Annotated in this window: 24 protein-coding genes; 23 read left to right on the forward strand and 1 reads right to left on the reverse strand. The window is 27.0% G+C overall.

Annotated elements, in window-relative coordinates:
• The first annotated feature begins 127 nt into the window (after positions 1–127).
• From LQE93_RS11020 to LQE93_RS11095, 16 genes are all read left to right on the forward strand, one after another.
• Entirely contained in the window at positions 128–1,039 is a 912-nt protein-coding gene (locus LQE93_RS11020; RefSeq protein WP_231073626.1) for a hypothetical protein, read from the forward strand.
• 50 nt (positions 1,040–1,089) lie between these two features.
• Positions 1,090–2,082: an acyltransferase family protein gene (locus LQE93_RS11025; protein WP_231073627.1), complete on the forward strand. Its 993-nt coding sequence runs from the start codon at positions 1,090–1,092 to the stop codon at positions 2,080–2,082.
• A 660-nt stretch (positions 2,083–2,742) separates the two neighbouring features.
• Positions 2,743–3,705 carry an ATP-binding protein gene (locus LQE93_RS11030; RefSeq protein WP_231073629.1) on the forward strand — a complete coding sequence of 321 codons (963 nt, stop codon included), beginning with the start codon at positions 2,743–2,745 and terminating at the stop codon, positions 3,703–3,705.
• Complete coding sequence (locus LQE93_RS11035; protein WP_231073630.1) at positions 3,702–4,046, forward strand: hypothetical protein; 345 nt, start codon at positions 3,702–3,704, stop codon at positions 4,044–4,046. Before LQE93_RS11030 ends, LQE93_RS11035 begins: the two co-directional genes overlap by 4 nt.
• Before the next feature lie 13 nt (positions 4,047–4,059).
• The gene (locus LQE93_RS11040) at positions 4,060–4,494 is read left to right on the forward strand and encodes a hypothetical protein (protein ID WP_231073632.1); all 435 of its coding nucleotides are present in this window, start codon (positions 4,060–4,062) and stop codon (positions 4,492–4,494) included.
• Between the two features lie 2 nt (positions 4,495–4,496).
• Positions 4,497–4,964: a hypothetical protein gene (locus tag LQE93_RS11045; protein ID WP_231073633.1), complete on the forward strand. Its 468-nt coding sequence runs from the start codon at positions 4,497–4,499 to the stop codon at positions 4,962–4,964.
• A gap of 219 nt (positions 4,965–5,183) precedes the next feature.
• Positions 5,184–5,522, forward strand: coding sequence for a winged helix-turn-helix domain-containing protein (locus LQE93_RS11050; RefSeq protein WP_055265438.1), 339 nt, complete (start codon positions 5,184–5,186; stop codon positions 5,520–5,522).
• A 199-nt stretch (positions 5,523–5,721) separates the two neighbouring features.
• Complete coding sequence (locus LQE93_RS11055; protein ID WP_055265436.1) at positions 5,722–6,252, forward strand: hypothetical protein; 531 nt, start codon at positions 5,722–5,724, stop codon at positions 6,250–6,252.
• Between the two features lie 22 nt (positions 6,253–6,274).
• A complete protein-coding gene (locus LQE93_RS11060; RefSeq protein ID WP_231073636.1) occupies positions 6,275–7,150 on the forward strand; it encodes a helix-turn-helix domain-containing protein in 876 nt (291 codons plus the stop codon).
• A 72-nt stretch (positions 7,151–7,222) separates the two neighbouring features.
• Entirely contained in the window at positions 7,223–8,545 is a 1,323-nt protein-coding gene (locus LQE93_RS11065; RefSeq protein ID WP_231073637.1) for a replicative DNA helicase, read from the forward strand.
• A gap of 115 nt (positions 8,546–8,660) precedes the next feature.
• The gene (locus LQE93_RS11070) at positions 8,661–10,253 is read left to right on the forward strand and encodes an LPXTG cell wall anchor domain-containing protein (RefSeq protein ID WP_231073638.1); all 1,593 of its coding nucleotides are present in this window, start codon (positions 8,661–8,663) and stop codon (positions 10,251–10,253) included.
• A 484-nt stretch (positions 10,254–10,737) separates the two neighbouring features.
• The gene (locus tag LQE93_RS11075; RefSeq protein ID WP_231073640.1) at positions 10,738–11,127 is read left to right on the forward strand and encodes a DUF3592 domain-containing protein; all 390 of its coding nucleotides are present in this window, start codon (positions 10,738–10,740) and stop codon (positions 11,125–11,127) included.
• 30 nt (positions 11,128–11,157) lie between these two features.
• Positions 11,158–16,581, forward strand: coding sequence for an Ig-like domain-containing protein (locus tag LQE93_RS11080; RefSeq protein WP_231073642.1), 5,424 nt, complete (start codon positions 11,158–11,160; stop codon positions 16,579–16,581).
• A 309-nt stretch (positions 16,582–16,890) separates the two neighbouring features.
• Positions 16,891–17,082, forward strand: a complete 192-nt coding sequence (locus LQE93_RS11085; RefSeq protein ID WP_055265424.1) for a YvrJ family protein — start codon at positions 16,891–16,893, stop codon at positions 17,080–17,082.
• A 66-nt stretch (positions 17,083–17,148) separates the two neighbouring features.
• Entirely contained in the window at positions 17,149–17,373 is a 225-nt protein-coding gene (locus LQE93_RS11090) for a DUF1659 domain-containing protein (RefSeq protein WP_231073644.1), read from the forward strand.
• A gap of 172 nt (positions 17,374–17,545) precedes the next feature.
• Complete coding sequence (locus LQE93_RS11095; RefSeq protein WP_055265420.1) at positions 17,546–17,761, forward strand: DUF2922 domain-containing protein; 216 nt, start codon at positions 17,546–17,548, stop codon at positions 17,759–17,761.
• A 154-nt stretch (positions 17,762–17,915) separates the two neighbouring features.
• Here the strand turns inward: LQE93_RS11095 and LQE93_RS11100 are convergent, their stop codons facing one another.
• Positions 17,916–18,149 (reverse strand): hypothetical protein, encoded by a 234-nt coding sequence (locus LQE93_RS11100; RefSeq protein WP_186838305.1) that lies wholly within the window; start codon positions 18,147–18,149, stop codon positions 17,916–17,918.
• Between the two features lie 299 nt (positions 18,150–18,448).
• On the opposite strand from LQE93_RS11100, the gene LQE93_RS11105 reads away from it, so the two are divergent.
• From LQE93_RS11105 to LQE93_RS11135, 7 genes are all read left to right on the forward strand, one after another.
• Complete coding sequence (locus LQE93_RS11105; RefSeq protein WP_231073646.1) at positions 18,449–18,631, forward strand: hypothetical protein; 183 nt, start codon at positions 18,449–18,451, stop codon at positions 18,629–18,631.
• Positions 18,632–18,709: 78 nt separating this feature from the next.
• Positions 18,710–18,862, forward strand: a complete 153-nt coding sequence (locus tag LQE93_RS11110; RefSeq protein WP_231073647.1) for a hypothetical protein — start codon at positions 18,710–18,712, stop codon at positions 18,860–18,862.
• A 68-nt stretch (positions 18,863–18,930) separates the two neighbouring features.
• Positions 18,931–19,221, forward strand: coding sequence for a nucleotidyltransferase domain-containing protein (locus LQE93_RS11115; protein WP_231073649.1), 291 nt, complete (start codon positions 18,931–18,933; stop codon positions 19,219–19,221).
• The gene (locus tag LQE93_RS11120) at positions 19,208–19,603 is read left to right on the forward strand and encodes a nucleotidyltransferase substrate binding protein (RefSeq protein WP_186838304.1); all 396 of its coding nucleotides are present in this window, start codon (positions 19,208–19,210) and stop codon (positions 19,601–19,603) included. The genes LQE93_RS11115 and LQE93_RS11120 overlap by 14 nt, the downstream gene beginning before the upstream one ends.
• Positions 19,604–20,185: 582 nt before the next feature.
• On the forward strand, positions 20,186–20,989 hold the full coding sequence (locus LQE93_RS11125; RefSeq protein ID WP_231073651.1) for a glucosaminidase domain-containing protein: 804 nt from the start codon (positions 20,186–20,188) through the stop codon (positions 20,987–20,989).
• A 260-nt stretch (positions 20,990–21,249) separates the two neighbouring features.
• The gene (locus LQE93_RS11130) at positions 21,250–22,524 is read left to right on the forward strand and encodes an RNA polymerase sigma factor (RefSeq protein ID WP_231073653.1); all 1,275 of its coding nucleotides are present in this window, start codon (positions 21,250–21,252) and stop codon (positions 22,522–22,524) included.
• 181 nt (positions 22,525–22,705) lie between these two features.
• Positions 22,706–23,254, forward strand: coding sequence for a DUF5011 domain-containing protein (locus LQE93_RS11135; protein ID WP_231073655.1), 549 nt, complete (start codon positions 22,706–22,708; stop codon positions 23,252–23,254).
• Positions 23,255–23,263 lie beyond the last annotated feature (9 nt).

Below are 23,263 nucleotides of genomic sequence, written 5' to 3' on the forward strand. Positions count from 1 at the left end.
TTTTAAATATAAGAAAAAAGAAGTAATTTTTAACAGTAAGAAAAAAGAAGTTTTTTTTAAGATAAGTTTAATTCTATTTGCTAGTTTTTTTTGTGTTAGTAACTTAACTTTAAAATGTTGGTATTCTATGATAAATCAAATAAATGCATTTATTTTCTTGTATTTATTTGCAACTCGTATATGTAATTATAAAAAAGACTTAGATAAAATTATGAATAGAGTTATTATAATATTTTTTATTTCAATAATAATAAGTATTATATTTAGAATAATTGGTGGAGATGCAATTAAATTTTATAATCATAATATGTATATTAGATACCAAGGAAGTTTTTCAGATAAAAGACTAACATATATTTTTAATCATAAAAGTGAATATGGGTTAATTTTATTAGTATTTTTTATGTATGTACTATATTATTTTAAAAGTAGATATAGAAAAGTAATATTAATAGGTATCATATTAACCTTGGTACTAACAAATTCTATGATTAGTATAGGATGTGCGACTATAATTTTAGTAACATATATATATGCACAGTATTGGCAAAGATGTAATAAGTATATCAAGATAGCATTAACTATATTTTCAGGTTTAGCTATTTGTTCAATTGGTATAATCGTTATATTACTTATATCAAATGTAAGAGATTTATCTACATTAGGATCAAGAAGTGTTATTTGGAAATACGCATTTAATTATTTAATTGAAAATTCCAAGGGAATAGGAACTAATTTTCAAAATATTACATTTGATGTTGGATTAGATTTTTATGTGAATAATTTTCATAATGTCTTTTTAAATGAAATGCTTCAGTTCTCAAATATTGTTGGAATATTATATAGTATATTAATAATTTCTATAGTAATATTTTCTATATTTAATTATAATAACAAGATTGTTTCATTTATTAATACAGGAGTAGTTATTTTACCATTATTATTTGATAACTCATTATGGACATCTACATTACCAATATATATAGTAATAATATATATGTTCGGATATCAGTCAAGAAGGAGTAAAGAAATAAGCTGATTTTAATTATTAATATTAGTTTAAATTAATTTTTAGTATGGTAGGTAAAGATGAAATATCAAAATGATTCAATAGATTTAAGTAAATTGATTTTTGCACTTTTAATTGTTTTTTTACATGTTGGTAATAACAATGGATTTGTGAATATTATAGCTCAATATATAGCAAGAATGGGAGTACCATTTTTCTTCACTATTTCTGGATATCTGTTTTTAAAAAAATTTAATAATAATAGCAGGCCGTTAAATGTAGTAAATAATGCTATTAAAAGGTTAATAAAATTATATTTAATATGGATAATTATATATATGCCGATATTTATTAAAGGGATAATTAAAGATAATAATATAATGTTATTTTTTCAAGAGCTATTATTTAAAGCTCCAGCATTTCAATGGTATACTGTAGCTTTAGCTGTTGGAATATTAATTAATGTTTATATTTGGAGTAAGTTTAAATTAAAAACTGGAATTGTTATGTTTATCTTTATATTGCTTTATATTATAGGTTGTTGTGGGAATACATATATTCATATTTTAAAATTGGATAGTGTTTTTGATGGATATTTAAGAATTTTTTTAACAACTAGGAATGGAATATTTTTTTCACCAATATTTATTTTCATTGGAATGTTAATAAATAAAATTGAAGATAAATTTGATAAAACTAAAAGCTTATGTTTTTTTAGTTTTTTCTTCAGTATATATTTGATAGAAGTATATTTAGTACAATCTAATTTAGGTAAAAATGAAGATTGTTCAATGTATTTTACAATGCCTTTAGTAATTATGTTTATGTGTCTATTAATAATTAAAAGCAATATTAAATTAAAGTATTCAAGGGAATTGCGAGAATTGAGTACATTTATATTTTGTTCTCAATATGGGTTTATTTTTATGAATACTATTTTAATAAATAAATTAATGAAGATTCAATTAGATTCATTAATATTATGGATATGTGTAATAGTAGAAATTATTATTACATTTACTTTATTAAGAAGAATTAAATATGGACAAATTATATTAAAAAATATAATTTAGATTTATGTAAAAATAATATAAGAATTAATATATATATAAAATTTTATTACATAAAGCGTTAGAAAAATATAGATAAAATTCGACAAGTAAATTGATTAAGTAAAATAAAAAATTACAAAAATATGAAGTAATACATAGATATTAATAAATAAATTTAATAGTAATTGATTTATTAAAATAAAGAAAAAAATAGAAATTTTACTTGAAAAATATGTCATTGAATAAATGAAAAATATTGATATAATCTTTGTTGGTGGGGAAATTAAATTTTAAAGTAACTCTTATTGTATGAATTTAGAATTATTTAAGATGTAAGATAACGGATAAAAATACATTGCAAAAGTTTAAGGGAAGAACTTTTGTAGTAGTAATTATTAAGTGTAATAACTATCAGTAAATAAATTTTGTGTTATTTACTGATAGTTATTTTTTACAGAAAAATAATTTCTATCAATAGCAATAGAGTAAATTCGTCCCATCAAGGCTATTGCAGGCATGAAGATTTACTTTATTATCATAATTTCTCATAGAAAAGAAGTCTTAGTATGATTTTTTATTATAGAATAATACTGCTCAATACTTCTAAAGTTATCAAAATATGTTATAATTTATAATAATATATATTTATAACTAATAAATACAAATATTTTGGGAGGAAACATGCCGATAACTAGAGAAAGTTACAACGTAGATAAAAAGTTAGAAGATAGTAAGATAGTTAAATCATCTAAAAGTAGCCTTCAAAAAGGTATTTATTTTGAAGCAGTAAAGCCTAAATATTCGATCGATGATATTATTTTATCAGAGCCGATAAGGAGTCAGTTACTTGATTTAATGAGTTTTAAAAGACATAGCAAGATGGTTTTTGAAGAATGGGGGTTAAATGAAGTAATAAAAAATAATTATTTAGCTGTAAACCTTTATGGACCTCCAGGAACTGGAAAAACTATGGCAGCTCATGTTATAGCAAATGAGCTTAATAGAGATTTATTATGCGTAAATTATGCAGATATAGAATCTAAATATGTTGGTGAAACAGCTAAGAATTTAAGCAATTTGTTTAAATATAGCAAGGAAAATAACTTGATTTTATTTTTTGATGAAGCAGATGCATTGCTATCTAAAAGAGTTAATAATATGAATAATGCCACTGATGTGAGTGTGAATCAAACACGATCTGTATTACTTATGTTAATGAATGATTATGATGACGTAATAATTTTTACGACTAATTTTATAAATAATTTTGACGAAGCTTTTATGAGACGTATTCAGTATCATATTAAGTTTGAATTACCTAATAGAGAAGTTCGTGAAGTTTTATGGAAAAAATATATACCAAATAAAATGCCTAATAATTTAAATATAGAATTAATTTCAGAGAAGTATAGTGGTGTTAGCGGAAGTGATATTTGTAATGCTGTTAGAATAGCAGCTTTTAAGTCAGCAAGGGAAGGGGACAATCTTGTAAAGCATGAAAATTTTGATTACGCTATAAGACAAATACTTTTAAGTAAACAAGATAACCAAAAGGTAACTATCAAAGAAAGCATAAAAGAAAGATATGTTACAGAAGAGTATGTAAAGGCTCAATTAAGTACTAGGGAGGAGAGTAAAATATGATTTTATCAACGATTATATTAGGTGTTGCAGTAATTGCTGGGACAAGTATGTTAGCTAATTATTGGAACAGTATGCTAGCATGGTTAAAACGAGGTATAAATAAAGTTAAAGAAGTTATAGGTCATATTGTATATGGAACAAAGGTATTCATAAAAAAAATTAAAGAAGCTATAAAAGAAATCTCAAGGCATTATTCACAAGAAGAAATAGGAAGATGGAAAGAAACCATTGTAACAAGAGAAATTCCTGAAAGTGAAGTGCCACCAGAGATAAGAGCTAAGGCGTTACAAATGAATCAGGAAATAGATATTACTGAAGAGTTAGAATTACAATTAGCATAAAGTGAGGGTAATTATGGATTATAATAGATTTGATAATAACTTAAATAATATAAATAATACTATGAATGATATTGATAACATATGTAATATTATTGCTAATACTTTTAATGAATTAGAAAGTGTTGTTAGTAATTTATTGAAGAAAACAGTTTTTAAATTAGATTTTAATGAAATGTTAAGTGCCTATAGTGATGCAATTGATAATGTAATTATTACAAGTAGTGAGCAAGAAAACTTAAAGTATATAGGTGGAAAGCTTACTATTTCACATATAAATAATAAGGTTGAATTTAAAACCGAATGTTACTTTATGGATATAAATGGTAAATGGGTAATGAAAAATAGTAAAAATTCTATTGAGGATACTAGGTTTAAGATAAATTCGCTTAATGAATTAATTGAAAATAAGCAATTAAAATTTGATATTGAAGAACCTAAAAGGAGATAATTATGTTTCAGATATTGATGTATATAATTATAGCAATAATAGCTTTTAGTATTTTTAAGGAATTATTACCTTATATAATTGTAATCGGGGTAGGTTTACTAGGAATTTATTTATTATTTAATCATTTTGGATTAGTAATTAAGGTAGTAGGATTATTAATTGCATTAGGAATAATAATAAATATTTACGATAATACAATTGGAAAGAGTAAAAAGAAAGCCTTAAGAAATGAAATAATTAATACATTAGAAGTATTTGGTATGGCAGATGCAGAGCAAATTGCTAAAGCTATCATAACAGATACTGAAAAAGTAGAAGAAGAAATAAAAGTATTGGTTTCTTTAGGAATGATTGAAGCGATAAAGCTTAATAATGATGAAAAAGAAGGTACATATTTATATAAGTTTTTAAGCTCTAATAATAATTTGAAAAATACTAATTATGAATCAGAAGAAATAGTATTAGATTAATTTTATAGGCATATTTTAAGAGATAAGTTTTATGTATAATCATGAGATTTATCTCTTTTGTTATAAAAATGTATAAAAATTACAAATTAGCACTTGTCGAACTCATGTTCATAGTGTATTCTATATATATAGTAATAAATATACATATAAAAAGTTAAGTTCTTTTAAATATTTAGCTAAGGGTAAAGAAGAAAAGTTGAATTATGAGGTGGTTTTAAGATGGTAGTTGAGAGAGTTGATGAAAGCATTATAGAAGATGAGGTATGGAAATATAAGAATATAAAAATTGATTTTTCCACATATACGTTTTGGGTAGACGATATAGGTGATGAATTGACTCATTTAAATATTGAGTTATTAAAGCTATTTTTATCATCAAAAGGAAAGGTATTAACTAGAGAAATTATTAAAGAGAGAATTTGGGGAGAAGAACGTTTAATTAATGATAGGAATGTAGATTTTCAAGTATGGCTTTTAAGGAAGAAGCTAGGTTTAACTAAATCAGAACTTATATCAATAAGGTCTGTAGGATATAAATTAAATTTAAGAGTCCAATAAGTGGCTAATTATAAGTCTTGTGCATGATGCATAGGGCTTTTTTATTTTCTAAATAAATAAGCAAATTTTATACAAATATCTAGCAAATAAAACAAATAAAATAAATATAGAACAAATATTCAATAAATTTTCAGCAAATAATTGGTTGTTAAAATAATTATAGAGTCAAAAATTAAATATGAAAGGAAGTTTAATTATTATGAAATGTGATTTTGGAATTAAGTTAAAGGAAGAGCTTATTGGAGGATTATCTACAAGTAAGGCTGCTTTGGAGATGGAGCTTATAAGTGAGGATAAATATAATATATTTTATGATCGAGTTTCAAGGAAGAGTGGTTTTTCTGATTATGTTGAAAAGGCATCAGATGTAGCTTGTGCACAGATTTGTTGCCTTGTTGGAATTGAGATGGAAAAGGGGGATGGATATAAAGAAGGCAAAATCATATTAAATCCAACAGACAAGAATGGAAATAGGTTTTGTGATGTTATTATGGTGAGTAAGAAGAATATACATGCTATGAAGATAGTGTCTATGGAGTGTGATTTTATTGAAGTTGATGAATATGAAGAGATGATGGAAATTGCATATAAAGCTGTAGATGAATACTTATGTGAGACAAGCTCTAATTCTATAGATTTAACAGTAATACAGCCCAATTTACTTACGTCATCAAGTGGTACAGCTAATGTTGATGATGTATTAGATGCATTTGACAAGCTGTTATTTTAATAAGGGGGATAGTTAAATATATATGAGTAGTAATGGTTTTACAAGAGTGAGCAATATGATTTTAAATGACAGTGAGTTAAATATTTATGAGAAGTATTTTATAATTGCTCTTAAAAGCTTTGATTATAAAAATATTGGAGAAGTCTATCCAACTTATGAATCTTTAATGGCTTTGTTTGGAACTAAGAATAGAAATACTATAGCTAGTCTTATCAAATCTCTTAAGGAGAAAAATTATATTATAACAATGAAGAAGAATAGAGCTAATTGTTATAAGTTTATTAAGGATTATTTATCTGGTGAGGTAAAAAATAATGACATAATAACTAATAATCTATCTAGTACTAGTGAGATAAATAGTAACGAATGTGATACTACTGAAGTTAAGTTAAATACCAGTAGTAACTCAAGCGATACTAGTAATAGTAACGTAAGTGATACTAGTAATAGTAACAGAAGTGATACTACTGAAGTTAAGTTAAATACCAGTAGTAACTTAAGTGATACTAGAAGTAGTAACTCAAGTGATACGAGTAGTAGTATCACAACCGATACTCTAATAAAACAATATAAAAACAAAAAAGAAATATATATAAGGATTTTTGATAAATGGAATGAGAAGAACATCAGCAATGAATTAACCTTAACTAAAAATATAGCAAGTTGTATTGAAAGTGTATTAAGGGTATTTACCATAGAGCAGATATTGCAGGCTATAGATAATTATGCAGAGGTTTATCACAGTAAGTTTTATTATGATTACCTATGGGATTTAAAAAGCTTTTTGATAAAGCCAAATGGAATTTATAAGTTTATACCTGAAGGTCATATTTGGAAAAGTTATTTAAATATGCAAAAAGAAAAAGTGAAAGTAAAAGCTTCAGAGTACATCGACTAATTTGCTATACCTTAGATGGCAATTTAGAAAGTAACTTAGGATTAAGTAAATATGCAGAAAGGAGAGGATATTGTGTTAACTAGTCAGCATATTGAGCTAGAGCAAAGTATTTTAGGGACTATGTTTGTAAATCCAGGATTGATACCTAAAGCTAATGAAAATATAAAAAAGTATATGTTTCAGGTTGAGAATCACAGCATGATTTATGAAGGAATTATAAAGATGGCTGATGATAAAAAGGAGATTGATTTAATTAACTTCTTAGAAAATTATAAGGAGATAATTAAGCTGATGGGTGGAGTTAGCTATGTTAGTGAAGTTTATAGCTGCAGCTCAACTGATGTTGCTTTTGAGACAAAGCTAGAGCTATTGATTAAAGCTTATAAAAAGAGGCTTGTACTTAACTTGTGTTCTCATGTAAGTGATGAGATGACTATTGAAGATATGGAAAATAAGTTAAGCAACACTTTAATTAATTTGTATAATTGTACTCTTAAAAAAGATTTAAATATTGAAGATATTTATGATAATTATTTAAAAAATTTATATGAGATTAATAAGGATATGGGAGTTAAAAGTGGATTAACTAAGATTGATGATGTTTTAGGGAATTTTAGAAGGGGGAGACTTATTACTGTATTTGCTAGAAGTGGAGTTGGTAAAAGTATTTTTTCAATACAAGTAGCTAAGAACATGGCACTTAGTGGACATAATGTAATTTATGGTAGTGCAGAGATGAGTGATGATGAAGTGTTAAACAGAATGGCTGCCAGTCAATTTAATATTGATAATAATAGGTTTGAAAAAGATTTACTTACAGATGAAGAAAAGGATAAAGTTTCTGAATTTTGTTCTAAGCTTTTAAGTAGTATGCTTTATATAAGCACTGAAACTAGTATAGATAAATTTATTAATGAAATAAAGGTGTACAAGCTTAAAAATAACCTAGATATCATCTTTCTTGATTATATAAATAAGTATGTAGATCCAAGTTCCTCTGCTAAACTTACAGAGAAATTAGGGGAGATAACATCAAGGCTTAAGACACTTGCTATAGAAGAAAATATATGTGTAGTTTTAGTAGCTCAAGCTAATAGAAGTGTTGATAGAAATAATGGTGAAGTTTATGAAATACTAACAGAAGCGGATATTCAAGACAGCGCAAGAATTGAGCAAGATAGCGATCAAATAATAGGTCTTTACAGAGATAAGAGATTTGATGATAGAGCATATAAAGACAATAAGTTCCGTGAAGGGAAAGTAGATTACGATTCAAAAGATGCAAAAGAAAATCCTAACTGCATAAATGCGATAATACTAAAAAATAGACATGGTGGAAGAGGGATTAAAGCTTTAAGATGGGACGGAAATATTTGCAAAATAAGCAATATGTAAATGTAAAATGATATTTTTATAAAGATAAATATGATAATGAACTAATAGTAAAATATTTACAAAAATATAAATTGATAGTAAAATATTGGTGAAAAAATTTTGTGGAGGGGAGAAAATGAAAAACAAGAAAATTACCAAACAAATGAGTAAAGTATTGATGTGCATATTTTCATGTACATTAATAGCATCAAATGTAACAACTAAAGTTTTAGCAGATGAACTAGAGGATGTAACAACAGAAGTAACTATAAGTACAGAAGATGATGGAAACATACAAGTTGATGGTAATCTTGTTTCAGAAGAAGAAAATATTGAATTAACATCAGAGAATGATGGAGATGTAACTCCACCAGAATTAATATCAACTAAACTTGATAATGCAGTAATAATGCCAGGGGGAACAGTTCAGCTTACTATTGAAGCCACTGATGAATCAGGATTTGTTACAGAGGATAATGGAGCAAATGTAGCTATAGTAACTTACGCATGTAATGGGTTTATGGAAAATTACGAACTACCATATTATGAATCAGAAAACGTATTTAGAGGTGAAATCCAAATTCCTGAATCTGCTTCAGAGGGGATTTATAGGTTAGAATATGTTGATTTAATGGATATAAGTGGGAATATGATTACTTATTCAGCTGGCATTGATAATCATGTAAATTTAGTTAGAACAGGAAATATATTAGTAAAAAATAACTTGGATGAACAATGGTATCCTAATATTAGTTCAAATGCTTATGGAAGTTATACAGCTCCATTTGTACCAAAAGTATACACTGACCACGGAACTATAGAAATGTTATTAAATGGGGAAAATTATGATGGACAACCTATAACTGAGTTTGGAAATTATAATTTATTTATAAAGGCTACCGGAGCAGATGGTTCAATAAGTACTGAAGAGTATAATTTTTCAGTTATATTTGAAATGAATAACGAAACATCTAACGAAGAAGTCATAAGCTATATATTAGAATCAGCAGATAATAATATTATGATACAACTAAACAATGATAGTAGAACTGTAGATTCATCAATCTTTAAAGCTATCAAAGATTCAGGAAAAACAGTTTCATTTTTATTAAGTTATGATCAAAGCTGGTCTTTTGATGGTAATAATATTAATGATGAAGACATTAGAGATGTAAATTTAAGTATTAGCTATATATCAGAATATGAAAATGAAATATTAGAGATTGATGAAAATGCAGCTATTATAGATTTTGCACATAATGGCAATCTTCCAGGAAAAGCAGAAGTTAAAGCATATATAGGATATAAATCTCCTTTATCAAATAAAGAAGTTACATTATATTATTATAATAAAGAAACTGGAAAACCTGAAAAAATAAAAGAATCATTATATATTGAGTATGTATATGGGGATGAATATGTAACTTTTGAGATTGATCATTGTAATACTTACTTTATTTCTGATAAAGATAACTTAGACCAGGAAGTAGTAGTAATAGAACCAGAAGAACCAATAGTTCCTGTACAACCAGTAGAGCCATCAGAATCAGAGAATGATAAAATTGTTACAGTAAGACCATCAGAAACTAATAACGGAAGCAATTATGATAAGGGTAAATTACCTGAAACAGGTGGAGTTAATAGCAATATAACAATAATGTTAGCAATGACTTTAGTATTAGCAGGGGTTGTAATTTTAAATAAAAAAGAATATTTTCAGAAGCAATAGATTAGGTTAATATAAGATTTTTTGTTTCTAATCTTTTAATACATTGAAAGGCTGATGCAAATGCACAGCCTTTTTATAATATTAAAGATATTTATAATATAAATTTTAATAGAAAGCCCTTCTAGAAGTTATTACTTAAATTTATTTTTAAAATTTAATAAGCAGTATATAAGAAAAGACGAAAAAACTTATGATAGACAATTAAGATAAAAAAGTTATTGAAATTTTTAATATTATACGTATTTATTATTATGATACTTTTGGTTTGTAATAAGTTTGAGATATTTTAAGAGATAATCAAAATACCTTAGAAATGTATTTATATTGTTAATGCACTTCTAAGGTATTTTTTATAGATAGAACACGTATTAGAAATTTGTTAAAAAATGATGAATAAAATTTTTGAATATTATGTTATATACATTAGACAAAATGAATATGTTAAGTAATGGAGATATTACTAGGAAGGAAAGGAGGGAAAAGTATGTTAAGATCATTACCATTCTTTGCATTTGGAATAATGTTAATTGTTATGTGTATAGCTTTATTTAAGAAATTTTTCTACGTGTTACTTAATTGCGGTAAAACTAAAGCTACTGTAGTAGGTATTAAGAGATATATTGGAGACAGAAATAATAATAATTATATATTAAAGTATGTGGCGGAAGGTAGTGAATACACTATTGTACATGATATTGGAAGTGTGCGTATATATGAAAAACATATAGGGAAGCAATTAACTATATTGTATAGAAGAGATAATCCAAAGCAAATTATTCTTTTAGAGAATTTTATGCTTTATATAATGGGGCTATTCTTTGGTTGTGTAGGTGTATGGTTAATGATTATGGGAATTGGATTCCTAGTAAGCTGATAGTTTAATGGTTTTGGGGTGAAAGAATTAATGGGGAAACTTAGAAAACATAAAGCATTGATAGCGGCTTTGATGACGATTTTTATGATAAGTAATTTTACATTCAGTAATGCTACAGCTGAGGTATATGATGGTGAAGGTGGAGCCAATGTAGAACAGCAGGAGGAATTACTTGATAACAATGAAACTTTAGTAGAAGATGAGAATAGCAATGAAGAAATATCTCAAGATAATGAGATAAGTAATGATGAAGAAATAAGCAATGAAGAAGAGCGTAAAGATGATGGAGAAAAGGAAGTAGAAACAGTTGAAGATGATGATGATATAAATAATGACGGAACTGATTCTTCAATAAGTTCATCTGATAAACCTAGTGAAGGATATACATTAAGCAAAAGTGAATATATAGAGTATGATACACCAAGAACATTTAGTGTTGAAGAAAGTAAACGTGTATTATTAATTGAAGATAACCTTCCTTGGAATACAAATACAAACCAAGTTGTTCTATCTGGAATAACTGAGTATGATCTTGTTAGTACAGAGGATTTTTTAAGCGTAGATTTGTCTAAGTATGGAGTTGTTGTATTTGCAAATGACCAGTCTTTTCAAATGTATGAAAATTATAAAAACTTTAAGGAATACTTAGAAAAGTTTGCGAGTATTGGTGGGGTAATAGTTTTTGGTGCCTGTGATTCAGGATGGGCTGAAGGTGTATTATCAGAAGCTTTGCCAGGTGAGGTTAAAAAAACAAATAATAATTCTTTTAGGAATTATGTTGCAGATAATAATCATCCAATTGTAACTGGTGAGTTAACTGATAATCAAGTTCTTTTAGATGAAGACTTATATGAGAACTGGGCAAGCCATGTAAGCTTTAATGAAAGCTCTTTACCTGCTGGTTCTAAGATTATATTAACTAATGAAGAGGGTAATCCAACTTTAGTTGAATATCCACTTGGAAAAGGAAGGGTAATAGCTTCTGGATTAACTTGGGAGTATAACTATGTACATGGTGGAGAACATCATCCTAATGGTGGCAATAGAGGTCAATTTGCTAAAAAGGCAATGGATGATTTGTTCACTTATGCAATACGTGTAAGTAAAATAGATGTTACTGACATAGAACCATTAAAGGAGTACTGGATAAATAATTGTGAACACAATATTTTTGTTGGAGATAAGGACGGATTTGCAGCTATTAAAGATGCAGAGGTTAAGATTAATGGACAAACTGTAAAGACGGATAAAAATGGTATAGCAACTTTTGTTGGAATATCTGGGGAATGTACTGTTGAAGTAACAGCAGAGGGATATAAAAGGTCTAAATTTATATATAATGTAAATCCAGGTACTTTAAGAGCTTTTTATCTAGATAAGGTTAGCAATAATGGAACTCCTTATATAACAATGGTATTATCTAAAAATAGTGGAACCGATTTATTACATGAAAGAGAATACTTCTTTGATGGATCAGAAATAGAATGCTCTATTAAGTTAGATGGTGAATGGAATGGAGCTACTCCAGGAAAATATATTATATATCAAGAAGATCAGTCTATATCTACTGAAACTGGAGTAATTGATTTTGCACCAGGTAAGACATTTGATGCAGGTAAAAAAATATATGTAATTATGGTTAGTGCTGACGGTAAGGTTAAGTCTAAACCAAGAGAGATATTACTTACAGTTAATGATAAGTCTAAATGGGAAATAGAGTCTGACGATGCTTTATTTACTTTATTTAAGGATAATGGTTTTAAGATTGAGAGCGGTTTACCTATTATCGCGGGGTCAACAATTAAATTATCTTTAGATTTTATACCATTTACAGTTATTCAGGAAGAGAATAAGGTAAAAATTGCTTTTGGTATAGAACCAGGTAATGGTGTAGAAAAGTGGTACGACGATTTAAAAGATAAGGTTGATGATCTTAAGGAAACTAAGGATAGAATTAAAAAATTAAAGGAAGTAATGAAGACTTTTGGAGCAAAAAGCGGTGGCTTTACTTTGAAAAAAGGATTTTCTGAACCAGAGTTTAACCTTATTGGATATGCAGAAGGAGTTGTTGATGATGATGGAAATCTAACAAAGGTTAAGGGATCTTTAGTAGGAGATGCTGGAATTGAGTATAAATATAATCAGCAATTTGTTGTAGGACCTGTGCCTGTATATTTTGAAATTGGTGGTGGAGGTAAGGTTGAGCTTGCTTCTGGTGTTAGCAAAGTAACTGTAGAGCCACAGAATCTAGTTTTAGATTTAGCATTAACTATAACACCTAAATTTACTATTGGTGGTGGAGCTGGAATTAATGGGGCTATTTCAGTTGGAGCTGAAGGTAATGTTGAGTTACCATTAAAGATAGATTTTACAAATGAGCATTTTGGTGGTCAACTTATAGGGTCTGCTAAGCTAAAAGCATCTTTAATGTTTGTATTTACTGCTGAAACACCATCTATAAAAGGGACATGGGTAGTAGTAGATAATTATTATGGACGCAAGAAAATATTGGAAGGAAATCCATCGGCAGCAGTTTATAATTCAGAAAATTTTGTTAAGCTTGATAGAAGTTATTTAGAGAAGGATGGAGCAGTAAGTCTAAATGATATATCTGATGAAAATTTATTAGTATTAGAAAATGTATTGCTACCTAGTAGTTCTCAAAATATTGAAACTATTGGGGATAAGCAGATAGCAGTATATCAAGTAGATGATCCTAGTAGAAATGATAATAACAGAACTAAATTAGTTTACTCTGTATGTGAAGAAGGGGTATGGAGTGAAGCTAAGGATGTATGGAATAATGGAGCTCCTGATTTTGATGCTGTTTTAAAAGCTTATAATGATGAATTATATTTAGTATGGCAAAAGGCAGCTAAAGAATTGCCTAATGATGGAGATGATTTAGAAAATCAAATTAATAAAGCATTGGAATTATCTGAAATAGCATTTGCTAGATGGGATAATAATACAAATAGTTTTGTTGATTTTAAATATTTAACTAATAATGAAAGACTTGATATGTCTCCTTCTATAGCTATAGATAATGATGAAATTTATGTATCTTGGGTAAGTAGCGATAGTAATATTTTTGAAGATTCAATAGATAATGAAATAGTATATACCTCAAGTAAAAAGAACAATGTATGGTCAAAGCCAGAGGTTCTTGTTGATGTTAATAGCAATATTTCAAGCATTGATAGTTCAATAGTTAATAATAAGCTAAATGTTGCATATGGGGTAGATACTGATAATAACATTTCTACTTATGATGATATTGAAATAATGTTAGCTACTGATGATAATATTACTCAGATTACAAGTAATGAAGCTGCTGAATTTAATCCAATTTTCTATGATGGAAAATTATACTGGTACTCAAATAATGATCTAATGAGTTATGATTTTGCAAAAAAGACTATTTTAGCAGAAGGTATAAAATATATTACTCAAAACTATAATATCATAAATCATGATGGTAGAGAAATTGTAATATGGCTTGATTCTGTAACTGAAGAGTTAGATTCAATAAGAGCAAGTGTAAGACAAGATGATGGATGGAGCAAACCAGTAAAGGTATATGAAGCTACAGAAGCCATAACAAATTATGATGGATGTGTAAGTGCTGATGGAAAGTGGAATATAGTTATGAACCTTGTAAACGAAAGTGATGAAGATGAAATTCATAAGTTAGTAGCTTATATTGATGGATTTAATAATGATATAGCTTTAGAGGCTGTTAACTGTGATGAAACTATTAGAGATGGAGTTAATCAGCCAATCGATATACTTGTAAAGAATAATGGATTAAAGGATATAACTAACTTTAAGCTTGCAGTGTATGATACATCAAACGTACTTATAAGTGAAAAGAATGTTGAATGTAATATAGCTGTTGGTGAAAGCACAGAAATATCTGATATTGTTAATGTAGGAGATATTACTGGTAAAAAAGATTTAGTTATAAAGGTTGAGGCTGAAGGTGAAAAGAATTTAGATGATAATTCAAGAGAAACAACTATAGGATATACTGATGTTAAAGTTAAAGTAAAAACTTATGAAATAGGAGATCAAATTATTATTGATGCAACTGTATCTAATGCTAGTGCTATTCCTGCAAATGCAGCTATAAGTATAATTGAAGATAGAGAAGATGGAATAGTGTTAGATATGAAGAATATTGGCTTAATTACTAGTGAAGAAGATTATTTATATAGATATTCAGTAGATAAAAATAATATCAATTATAATGGTGAGAGATATAAATCTTACTATATTAAGGTAGATTGTCTTGAAGAGGAAAGAATCAAAGCAAATAATGTAGAGTCAGTAGTTATTGATTCTAAAGAATTTGAATCTTATGATGGAGAACCAGGACCAGATATTACAATCATTAAAGTAACAGGTGTTGAAATAACTCCAAGTAAAGATATAACTTTAAATTTAGCAGATTCTAAGACATATAAACTAGAAGCCAATGTTTATCCAGAGAATGCTAGTAATAAAGGTGTTATATGGCAATGTGCGGATAATAAAGTAGCTATAGTTGATCAAAATGGAAATGTTGAGGCTAAAGGACCAGGAACAACAGAGATTAAGGTTATAACTCGTGATGGCGAATTTACAGATATTTGTAAGGTGACTGTAGTTGAATCAGAAAATAATGAACCAGGTGGAGATAATAACAATCCAGGTGAGGGTAATACAGATCCAGATACACCAGGTGGAGATAATAACAATCCAGGTGAGGGTAATACAGATCCAGATACACCAGGTGGAGATAATAACAATCCAGGTGAGGGTAATACAGATCCAGATACACCAGGTGGAGATAATAACAATCCAGGTGAGGGTAATACAGATCCAGATACACCAGGTGGAGATAATAACAATCCAGGTGAGGGTAATACAGATCCAGATACACCAGGTGGAGATAATAACAATCCAGATGAGGGTAATACAGAGCCTGATACACCGGGTGGAGATAATAACAAGCCAGGTAATGGTGATACAGAAACTGATACGCCAAGCGGAGATAATAACAAACCAGGTGATGGTGATACAGAAACTGATACACCAAGCGGAGATAATAACAAGCCAGGTGATGGTAACGCAGGAACTGATACACCAAGCGGAGATAATAACAAGCCAGGTGATGGTAACACAGGAACGGATACACCAGGTGGAGATAATAGCAAGCCAGGTAGTGGTGATACAGAAACTGATACGCCAAGCGGAGATAATAACGAGCAAGGTGATGATAACACTATAATTGTAAAACCAGGTGAAAATAACAATAATTCTTCTAATAATCAAAATGGAAGTAATAATCAAAACAATGAAAGTAATAGTATACCAACTACAGGACAAGAGAATTATATGTGGTTAATAGCAATTATACTTATAGCAGTAGGTGCCGGATTAACAATATATAAGAAAAAGAAGAAAATATAATTAGAGGTATATAAATTTAAATGACTTTCATTAAATATGTATACTGTTTTTATAATCTAAAACTTAAAGAAAAGTAATAATTTTTTATTTAGGAAGATATTAAATATCAGTATAAATTATGAATTTTTCAAGAAAGCTCTGTGCATGTAATGCACAGGGCTTTTTATTTATAAAATTTAATAAGATTCAGTAATTATATCTTTAAATATCATATTTAATAAGTAGAAACAAATTTAAAATTAAGTTTCTGTTAGAGATTATTACACATCAATAGCTTTACTTAACAGAATAATTAAGGAGGTTTATCTTATGGAAATTAATGATTTATTAAATCTAATTGCTAATGTTGGCTTTCCAGTAGCTATAAGTGCATATTTATTAATTAGACTTGAAAAGCAGATAATGACTTTAACTTACTCTATTAATAAGCTCAACACTATAGTTTCTACTAAGCTGGGTATAGTAATAGAAAATGAAGAATTAAATAAAAGAATTTATTAAATTCAGTAAAACATTTATATTACATCATATTTATTAAGTGAAGAAAGAAAAAAGGGGGAATGCTAAATGGCAGCCAAAAAAGAATTACAAAAAGTATCATTAGCTTTTAAACTTGAAAACGGAATTGACGATGAAGGGAATACGCTTTATAAGATAAAATCTTTTGCAAATGTAAAAGGTAGCACTTCTGCTGAAGCTATTTTTGCTGTAGCGGAAGCTATAAAGACAGTCCTTAGAGATGACGCTGTTGCTTATTACTTAAATGAAACATCAATAATACAAAGTAACTAATTTCCAAATAACTGGACATTAGAGGGATTATCAAGGAAACATCTATTCACATGCGTTCGTAGGTGTACACATACAGTGTAAGTTCAAGTTACCAAATCAGATATTTGGACTTTCACTTAACTTCTACTAAACAAAATTAAAATTTTAAATATTGCTTAAGGGGGAATAAATTATGGAATATACTTTATCAATGACTTTTTTAACTGAAACTGACGAAAAATATTCGTTATCTATATCTGGTGTTAGAACAAATCTTAATAGTGAAGAGGTATCTGCTTTAATGGATATTATTTTAGAAAATGATATTTTTATAAGTAAAAAAGGTTCTATAGTCAGCAAGTATGCAGCTAAGATAACTGAAAGACAAGTTACTTCTTTTGATATTTAAGGTATAGATGGACATGAAATATTCTGGACCTCTGAGGTCCAGAATATTACCAGGTATAAGTATTTGAAAGAAAAAACCTCTATTAGACACAAAAATCTAATAGAGGTTTTTTAGTAATCTTAACTATTAATTTATATTCATCATTATTTTGTATCTAATATTTTTTCAAAAATACATCTTCATAGTAATGATTTATGGCATTATCAATTATAGTATTCATATAAATATTTATGTCACTATGACCTGCCTTTATTTCATGTAATCTTCTTAATGTGGATGGTCTTAGCTTATATCCTCTTTTGATAGTAAAGTATTCACCATCAATTGGAGGAGTTGTCCCGTTAAAGTTTCCATCAAATCTTTCTTTTTCAAAAATAATATTATTCATTTTTAACCTCCTAATTTGTTTCCATACAGAATATATAGTTATAATATATTAGTGGAAATTATTAATTTTTACTCTCACTTAATAAATATGATGGAAGTTAAAAATTTTACTATTTAAATTTAAGAAAAATATAAATAAATTCATATTAATCATATATTTCACTGGTAAATGAATAATATAAAGTATGATTTTTATGAAAGGTATTTCTTTGAATTATACGTATAATGATGGAACAAAGTTAAATATTAAACAGTCTAATTTAGAAGTAATAGTTAATTTAATGGGGGAAATAAAAAAGTATGAATTGTGTAAGATGTGGCAAAGAGTTAGATTTTACTATCAAGTTTTGTTCTAAGTGTGGTAAAGAAGTTATTATAGGGGAAAATGAAGAGAGTTTCTTAGTTAAAGAGTATAGCATAAGAGATAGAATGCAAATAATTGAACTTTTTAATAATGCAAAGAAAAAAGAAAATGAAGTGTAGTATATATTAAAAATATATAAGAGTGATTTGAACTTAAAAGTTGTGTCAATAATTTCAGTTGAAGGAGTTGATATAGCTATGAAGAACAAAATATTTTTGAAGATTAAAGATACATATAATAAATTTAATAATGAATATAAAAAAACAACAGTATTTGGAGAAGGTAGAAATTCTAATGTATATTTAGATATGTTAGAAGAAAGAATTAAATTCTATATAATGATGAATTAAAAACTCATTTATAATTAAGTATCGCTGATATATAATAGAGATAAAGTATGTAGTGGTAGGTGCTAATTATGAATTTAGATAAAGCAATATTAGAAGAAATAGTAGAGATTTCGAAAAAACATAGTGAAATAAATAAAGTCATTTTATTTGGTTCAAGAGCTAGGAAAGATAATGGAGATAGAAGCGATATAGATTTAGCTATATATAGTGAAGCATCTATATCAGAATTTATAGAAGATATAGAGAATAATACCACCACATTATTAGAATTTGATTTTTCAGATATGAAATCTGTTAGTGATGAATTATTTATAAATCAGGTCAATAAGGAAGGGATTATTATATATGAGAAGTATTGATTTTAAATATATGAACTTAAAAAAAGCATATAGTAGGCTAAAAGAAGTTAGTGATTTATATGATGGAAAAGATGATATAATAAGGGATAGTTTAATTCAAAGATTTGAATTTACTTATGAGCTTACACATAAGACACTTGGAGAATTTATGAAATATCTTGGAGTAACTTTAGAAAATTCCTTTCCAAGAACTATATTTAAAAAGGCTTATGTTAATAATTTAATATCTGATGATAAGGTATGGATTAATCTTTTAGAAGATAGAAATTCAACATCTCATATATATAATGAAAACTTAGCTGATGAAGTAGCTGATAGAATTGTAAAATATTATGTTGATGCTATTGGCGAATTAGTAGATAATTTAGAAAAATTATTATAGTAATACAGTTATATTTTTAAATAATTTAATTATTAGTGGGTTGTATCAGAAACTATTTTGATACAACTCATTTTTTTAGTTACAGCTTTACTTAATTTTTTAGCTTTTTTATTTATAGATTCCTTATGGAGTCTATCTTTAAGTCTTTTTAACCTTAGAATCTCTTTTTCATGAAGATATTTAGTCTGAAGTAATATAGAGATAGTTTCTTCTACTTACTCATATTTTCTATTTTACACAACCCATAAATTTACATATTATTGATGTTTATTGGTTGTATAAGATGAATTTTATATATAGTAAATGAACAATTTTATAGATCGTTCACAAAAAGTTCACAAAGTTGATTGTCAAAATATTATCTAACTTCTAAGGCTTCTTATAGTAGTTATGAAGTAGTAATCAACAATTTATGGATAATCATTATTTCTTGATAATTTCAGTTATGTCAGTTTGACAAATGTTTTTATATGTGTTTAAAATAACAACTGCGATAAATAAGACAGTATTTAGATTAACTTTTATTCTAGAAAAGGAGTGTTATTTATTATAGTTGTATCAAAATTTCTATGTGCAATATACATGGTGACTTTATTATCAGGGGCAGGAACAGGAAGCACTATAGAAAGTACGTTAGAACCAGTAACAGGGATTAGGAATCTCACATTAGAAAGTAAGACTAGGTATAATGATTCTTTAAAGGTATATGAAGGTTTTGTTGAGGATGGGACAACTAAAGCTAGCGTAATTATAGATATACCAGAAGAGGTAGAGACTAATACTGACACTAGGATACAGAATATTAACGGAATTAATGAAGCATACAGATTATTTGAAATGATAGATAATCTGAAATTAAGTATTAGTGATAGAGATAATTCGTTTAAGGAATTATATGCAAGCAAAGATGTAAAAAGAGAGATAACATATAATCCAAATAATTTAAGAGAAAAAAGTAATTTATCAATAGAGCAAATATATAATTTGCTAGAAGGATCGAAATTACAGGTATTAGCTAGCTCTTATTATGAGATGGAAAATAAGCATAATGTAAATGCTATATTCTTAATGGCTCTGAACATTGAAGAATCAGGTCATGGAACTTCTGATTTAGCTGTATTAAATAATAATATTGGAGGGGTTAAATCAGCTAGTGGAGGATGGGAGACATTTGATGATTGGAATCATTCTCTAGAATATATAGCAAGTCTTATAGATGAAATGTATTTATCTGAAGATGGAGCATATTACAATGGGTCGAGTATCTATGATGTAAATATTAGATACTGTGAGGGTAATCAATGGGCATTTAATCTAAATACAATAGCTATGGAGTTACTAGAAAGGGCTAACTCTATAAAAGATAATTATATACAAAAACTTTAACAAAAAAGTATTGTGTGGTTACACAATACTTTTTTTGATAATAATTAAAATTATTAATTTCTAGCATACGCAAAAAATATTATCTCATATAAAAAAATTGTAAATAAAGATTCAGTTAATTTGTAATTTATAAAATTATATATGTTTGAAACAAAATAGTTTTTTATATATAATTTAATGGAATATTTATAAATATAATACTTTTATTATGTGAATAACTTAAATAAATGGTTGTATTAACATAATTGATGAGGTGTATTGTGAGAGACGAGATAGGGTTTGAGAGCAAGGAATTGCTTAAAGCTATAGATGATGTTAAAAATGGTATAGATTATTCATTTAATACAATTTATAAAATTACTTATAAAAAGGTATATTTTTTTGCATTAAGTATTATTAAAGATGAGGATATAGTACATGATGTTGTGCAAAATGTATATGTTTTAGTTCATAAAAACATTAATTCATTAAAAGATGATAAGATGTTTATATCATGGATAAACAGAATTACTTACAATGAAAGTATAAGAGAGTTGCAAAAAGCAAATAAAAGACCAATTTCTATGAGTGATGAGGAGATAAGTTCAAAATTGATAGAGGAAGATAATCCTCTTACTAAGTATTTAAATAATGAGAAAAGTAAAGAAATAATGAATGATATATTGGACTTAGATGAAAAATATAGAACCGTTATAATTTTAAAATACTTTAGAAGCTATAAGCTCAAGGAAATAGGAGAAATATTAGGCTGTGCTGAAGGAACAGTAAAGAGTAGATTACATAATGGAAAGATATTATTAAAGAATAAACTATCAAAGAGATATGGTAGAGTATTAACAACATTATTGTTTGGGGTATTAACTACAAATGTATTAGTTAAAACAACGTATGCATCCACTATAAATTTAATTAGCAAGAATGAAGTTTTAAAAAGTGGTTCATTAAAAAGCTATTTTGTTGGTGGAATTGCATCAGGAACAATAGTTACGTCATCTGTTATTATAATTAATGAAGTTAACGAATTGAAAGAGCCAATAGTTATAGAATCAGTACAGTATGAAAAAGGATTCTCAAAAGATGATATTGAGGTTGAATTAGTATTTAGTGGGCGTAAGGATTTACAAGTAATATCACAAAATAATGAGTTAATTAGTCTACAGTATCTTAGTAATAATAAAGCTGTATTTACTGTAAATAAAAATGGTACATATAAAGTAGTTTGTAGTAGAGATAATAATAATTTTGAAATTTTAAAAGAAATTAATATAACTAATATAGATAAAGAAGCTCTAGTAATATTAAATGGTGAGCTTAATAACGGAAAATTAGATATTTTCTTAGAGGACAACCTATCTGGTATTGATTATAAAAGTACAATAGAGGGTTTAAATAAGTATGATAATATTAATAATATTGAAGTAGATAAGTCACAGAATAAGATTTCTATATATTTAGAGGAAGGATCTTATAATATAAAAGTAATGGACCTTGTTGGAAATTATACTGTATATGATATTAATATAGAGCAGGAGTAATAGGATAAGAATTACATAATTTGATATATTAAGAAAAATCAATAGTTTTCCATGGTTTCGATTAACATATATGGAAATATGAAATATAGAAAAAATATCTTTTTTTGTTATTATAAGGTGTAAATTTAATAAATGCCAATAAGTAAATTAAGATAAGTATTATAGTAAGGAAGCATTTTTAGTGAATAAGAAGGTTTATAGTAAATTTATAGTAGTAACTATAATTATTATATTATGTTCAATATTAGAGATAAAAGCAAATGCAGATGAAGTTCTTGGGATTATAGAAGCAAATAATTCTAATATTAGTTTGCAAAATAACATAGAGCAGTCAAATATTGATTTATCTAAGCTTAAGCCAGGGACATATGAGATAGAGTATATAGTCACAGATAATGATGGGAATAGGGTTGTTCAAAAGAGAAAAGTAACTATATTACCAAAGGATGAAGTAGTAGAAGCGGATGATAATTCTAATAACTATAAGGTAACTATAAATGAGTTATTTAATAGTGGCAATAAAACTGATGATAAAGATAATTATTTACAAGAAGATAATAGTTATTTAGATACAAAAGAAAAAAAATATGTACTAGAAAAGGTGTTTTCTGGAGCATATTTCGCGGAAGATAATAAATGCAATAATATTATTTTAATCCTGATAATTCTAATAATATTTATATTAATATTACTGATTATTAAGAAAAGGATATTTAATAAGAAAAGTTAAGGTTTATAT

It is taken from the genome of Clostridium sp. NSJ-145 (genome assembly GCF_021044725.1).
Taxonomy (GTDB): Bacteria; Bacillota; Clostridia; order Clostridiales; family Clostridiaceae; genus Clostridium; species Clostridium disporicum_B.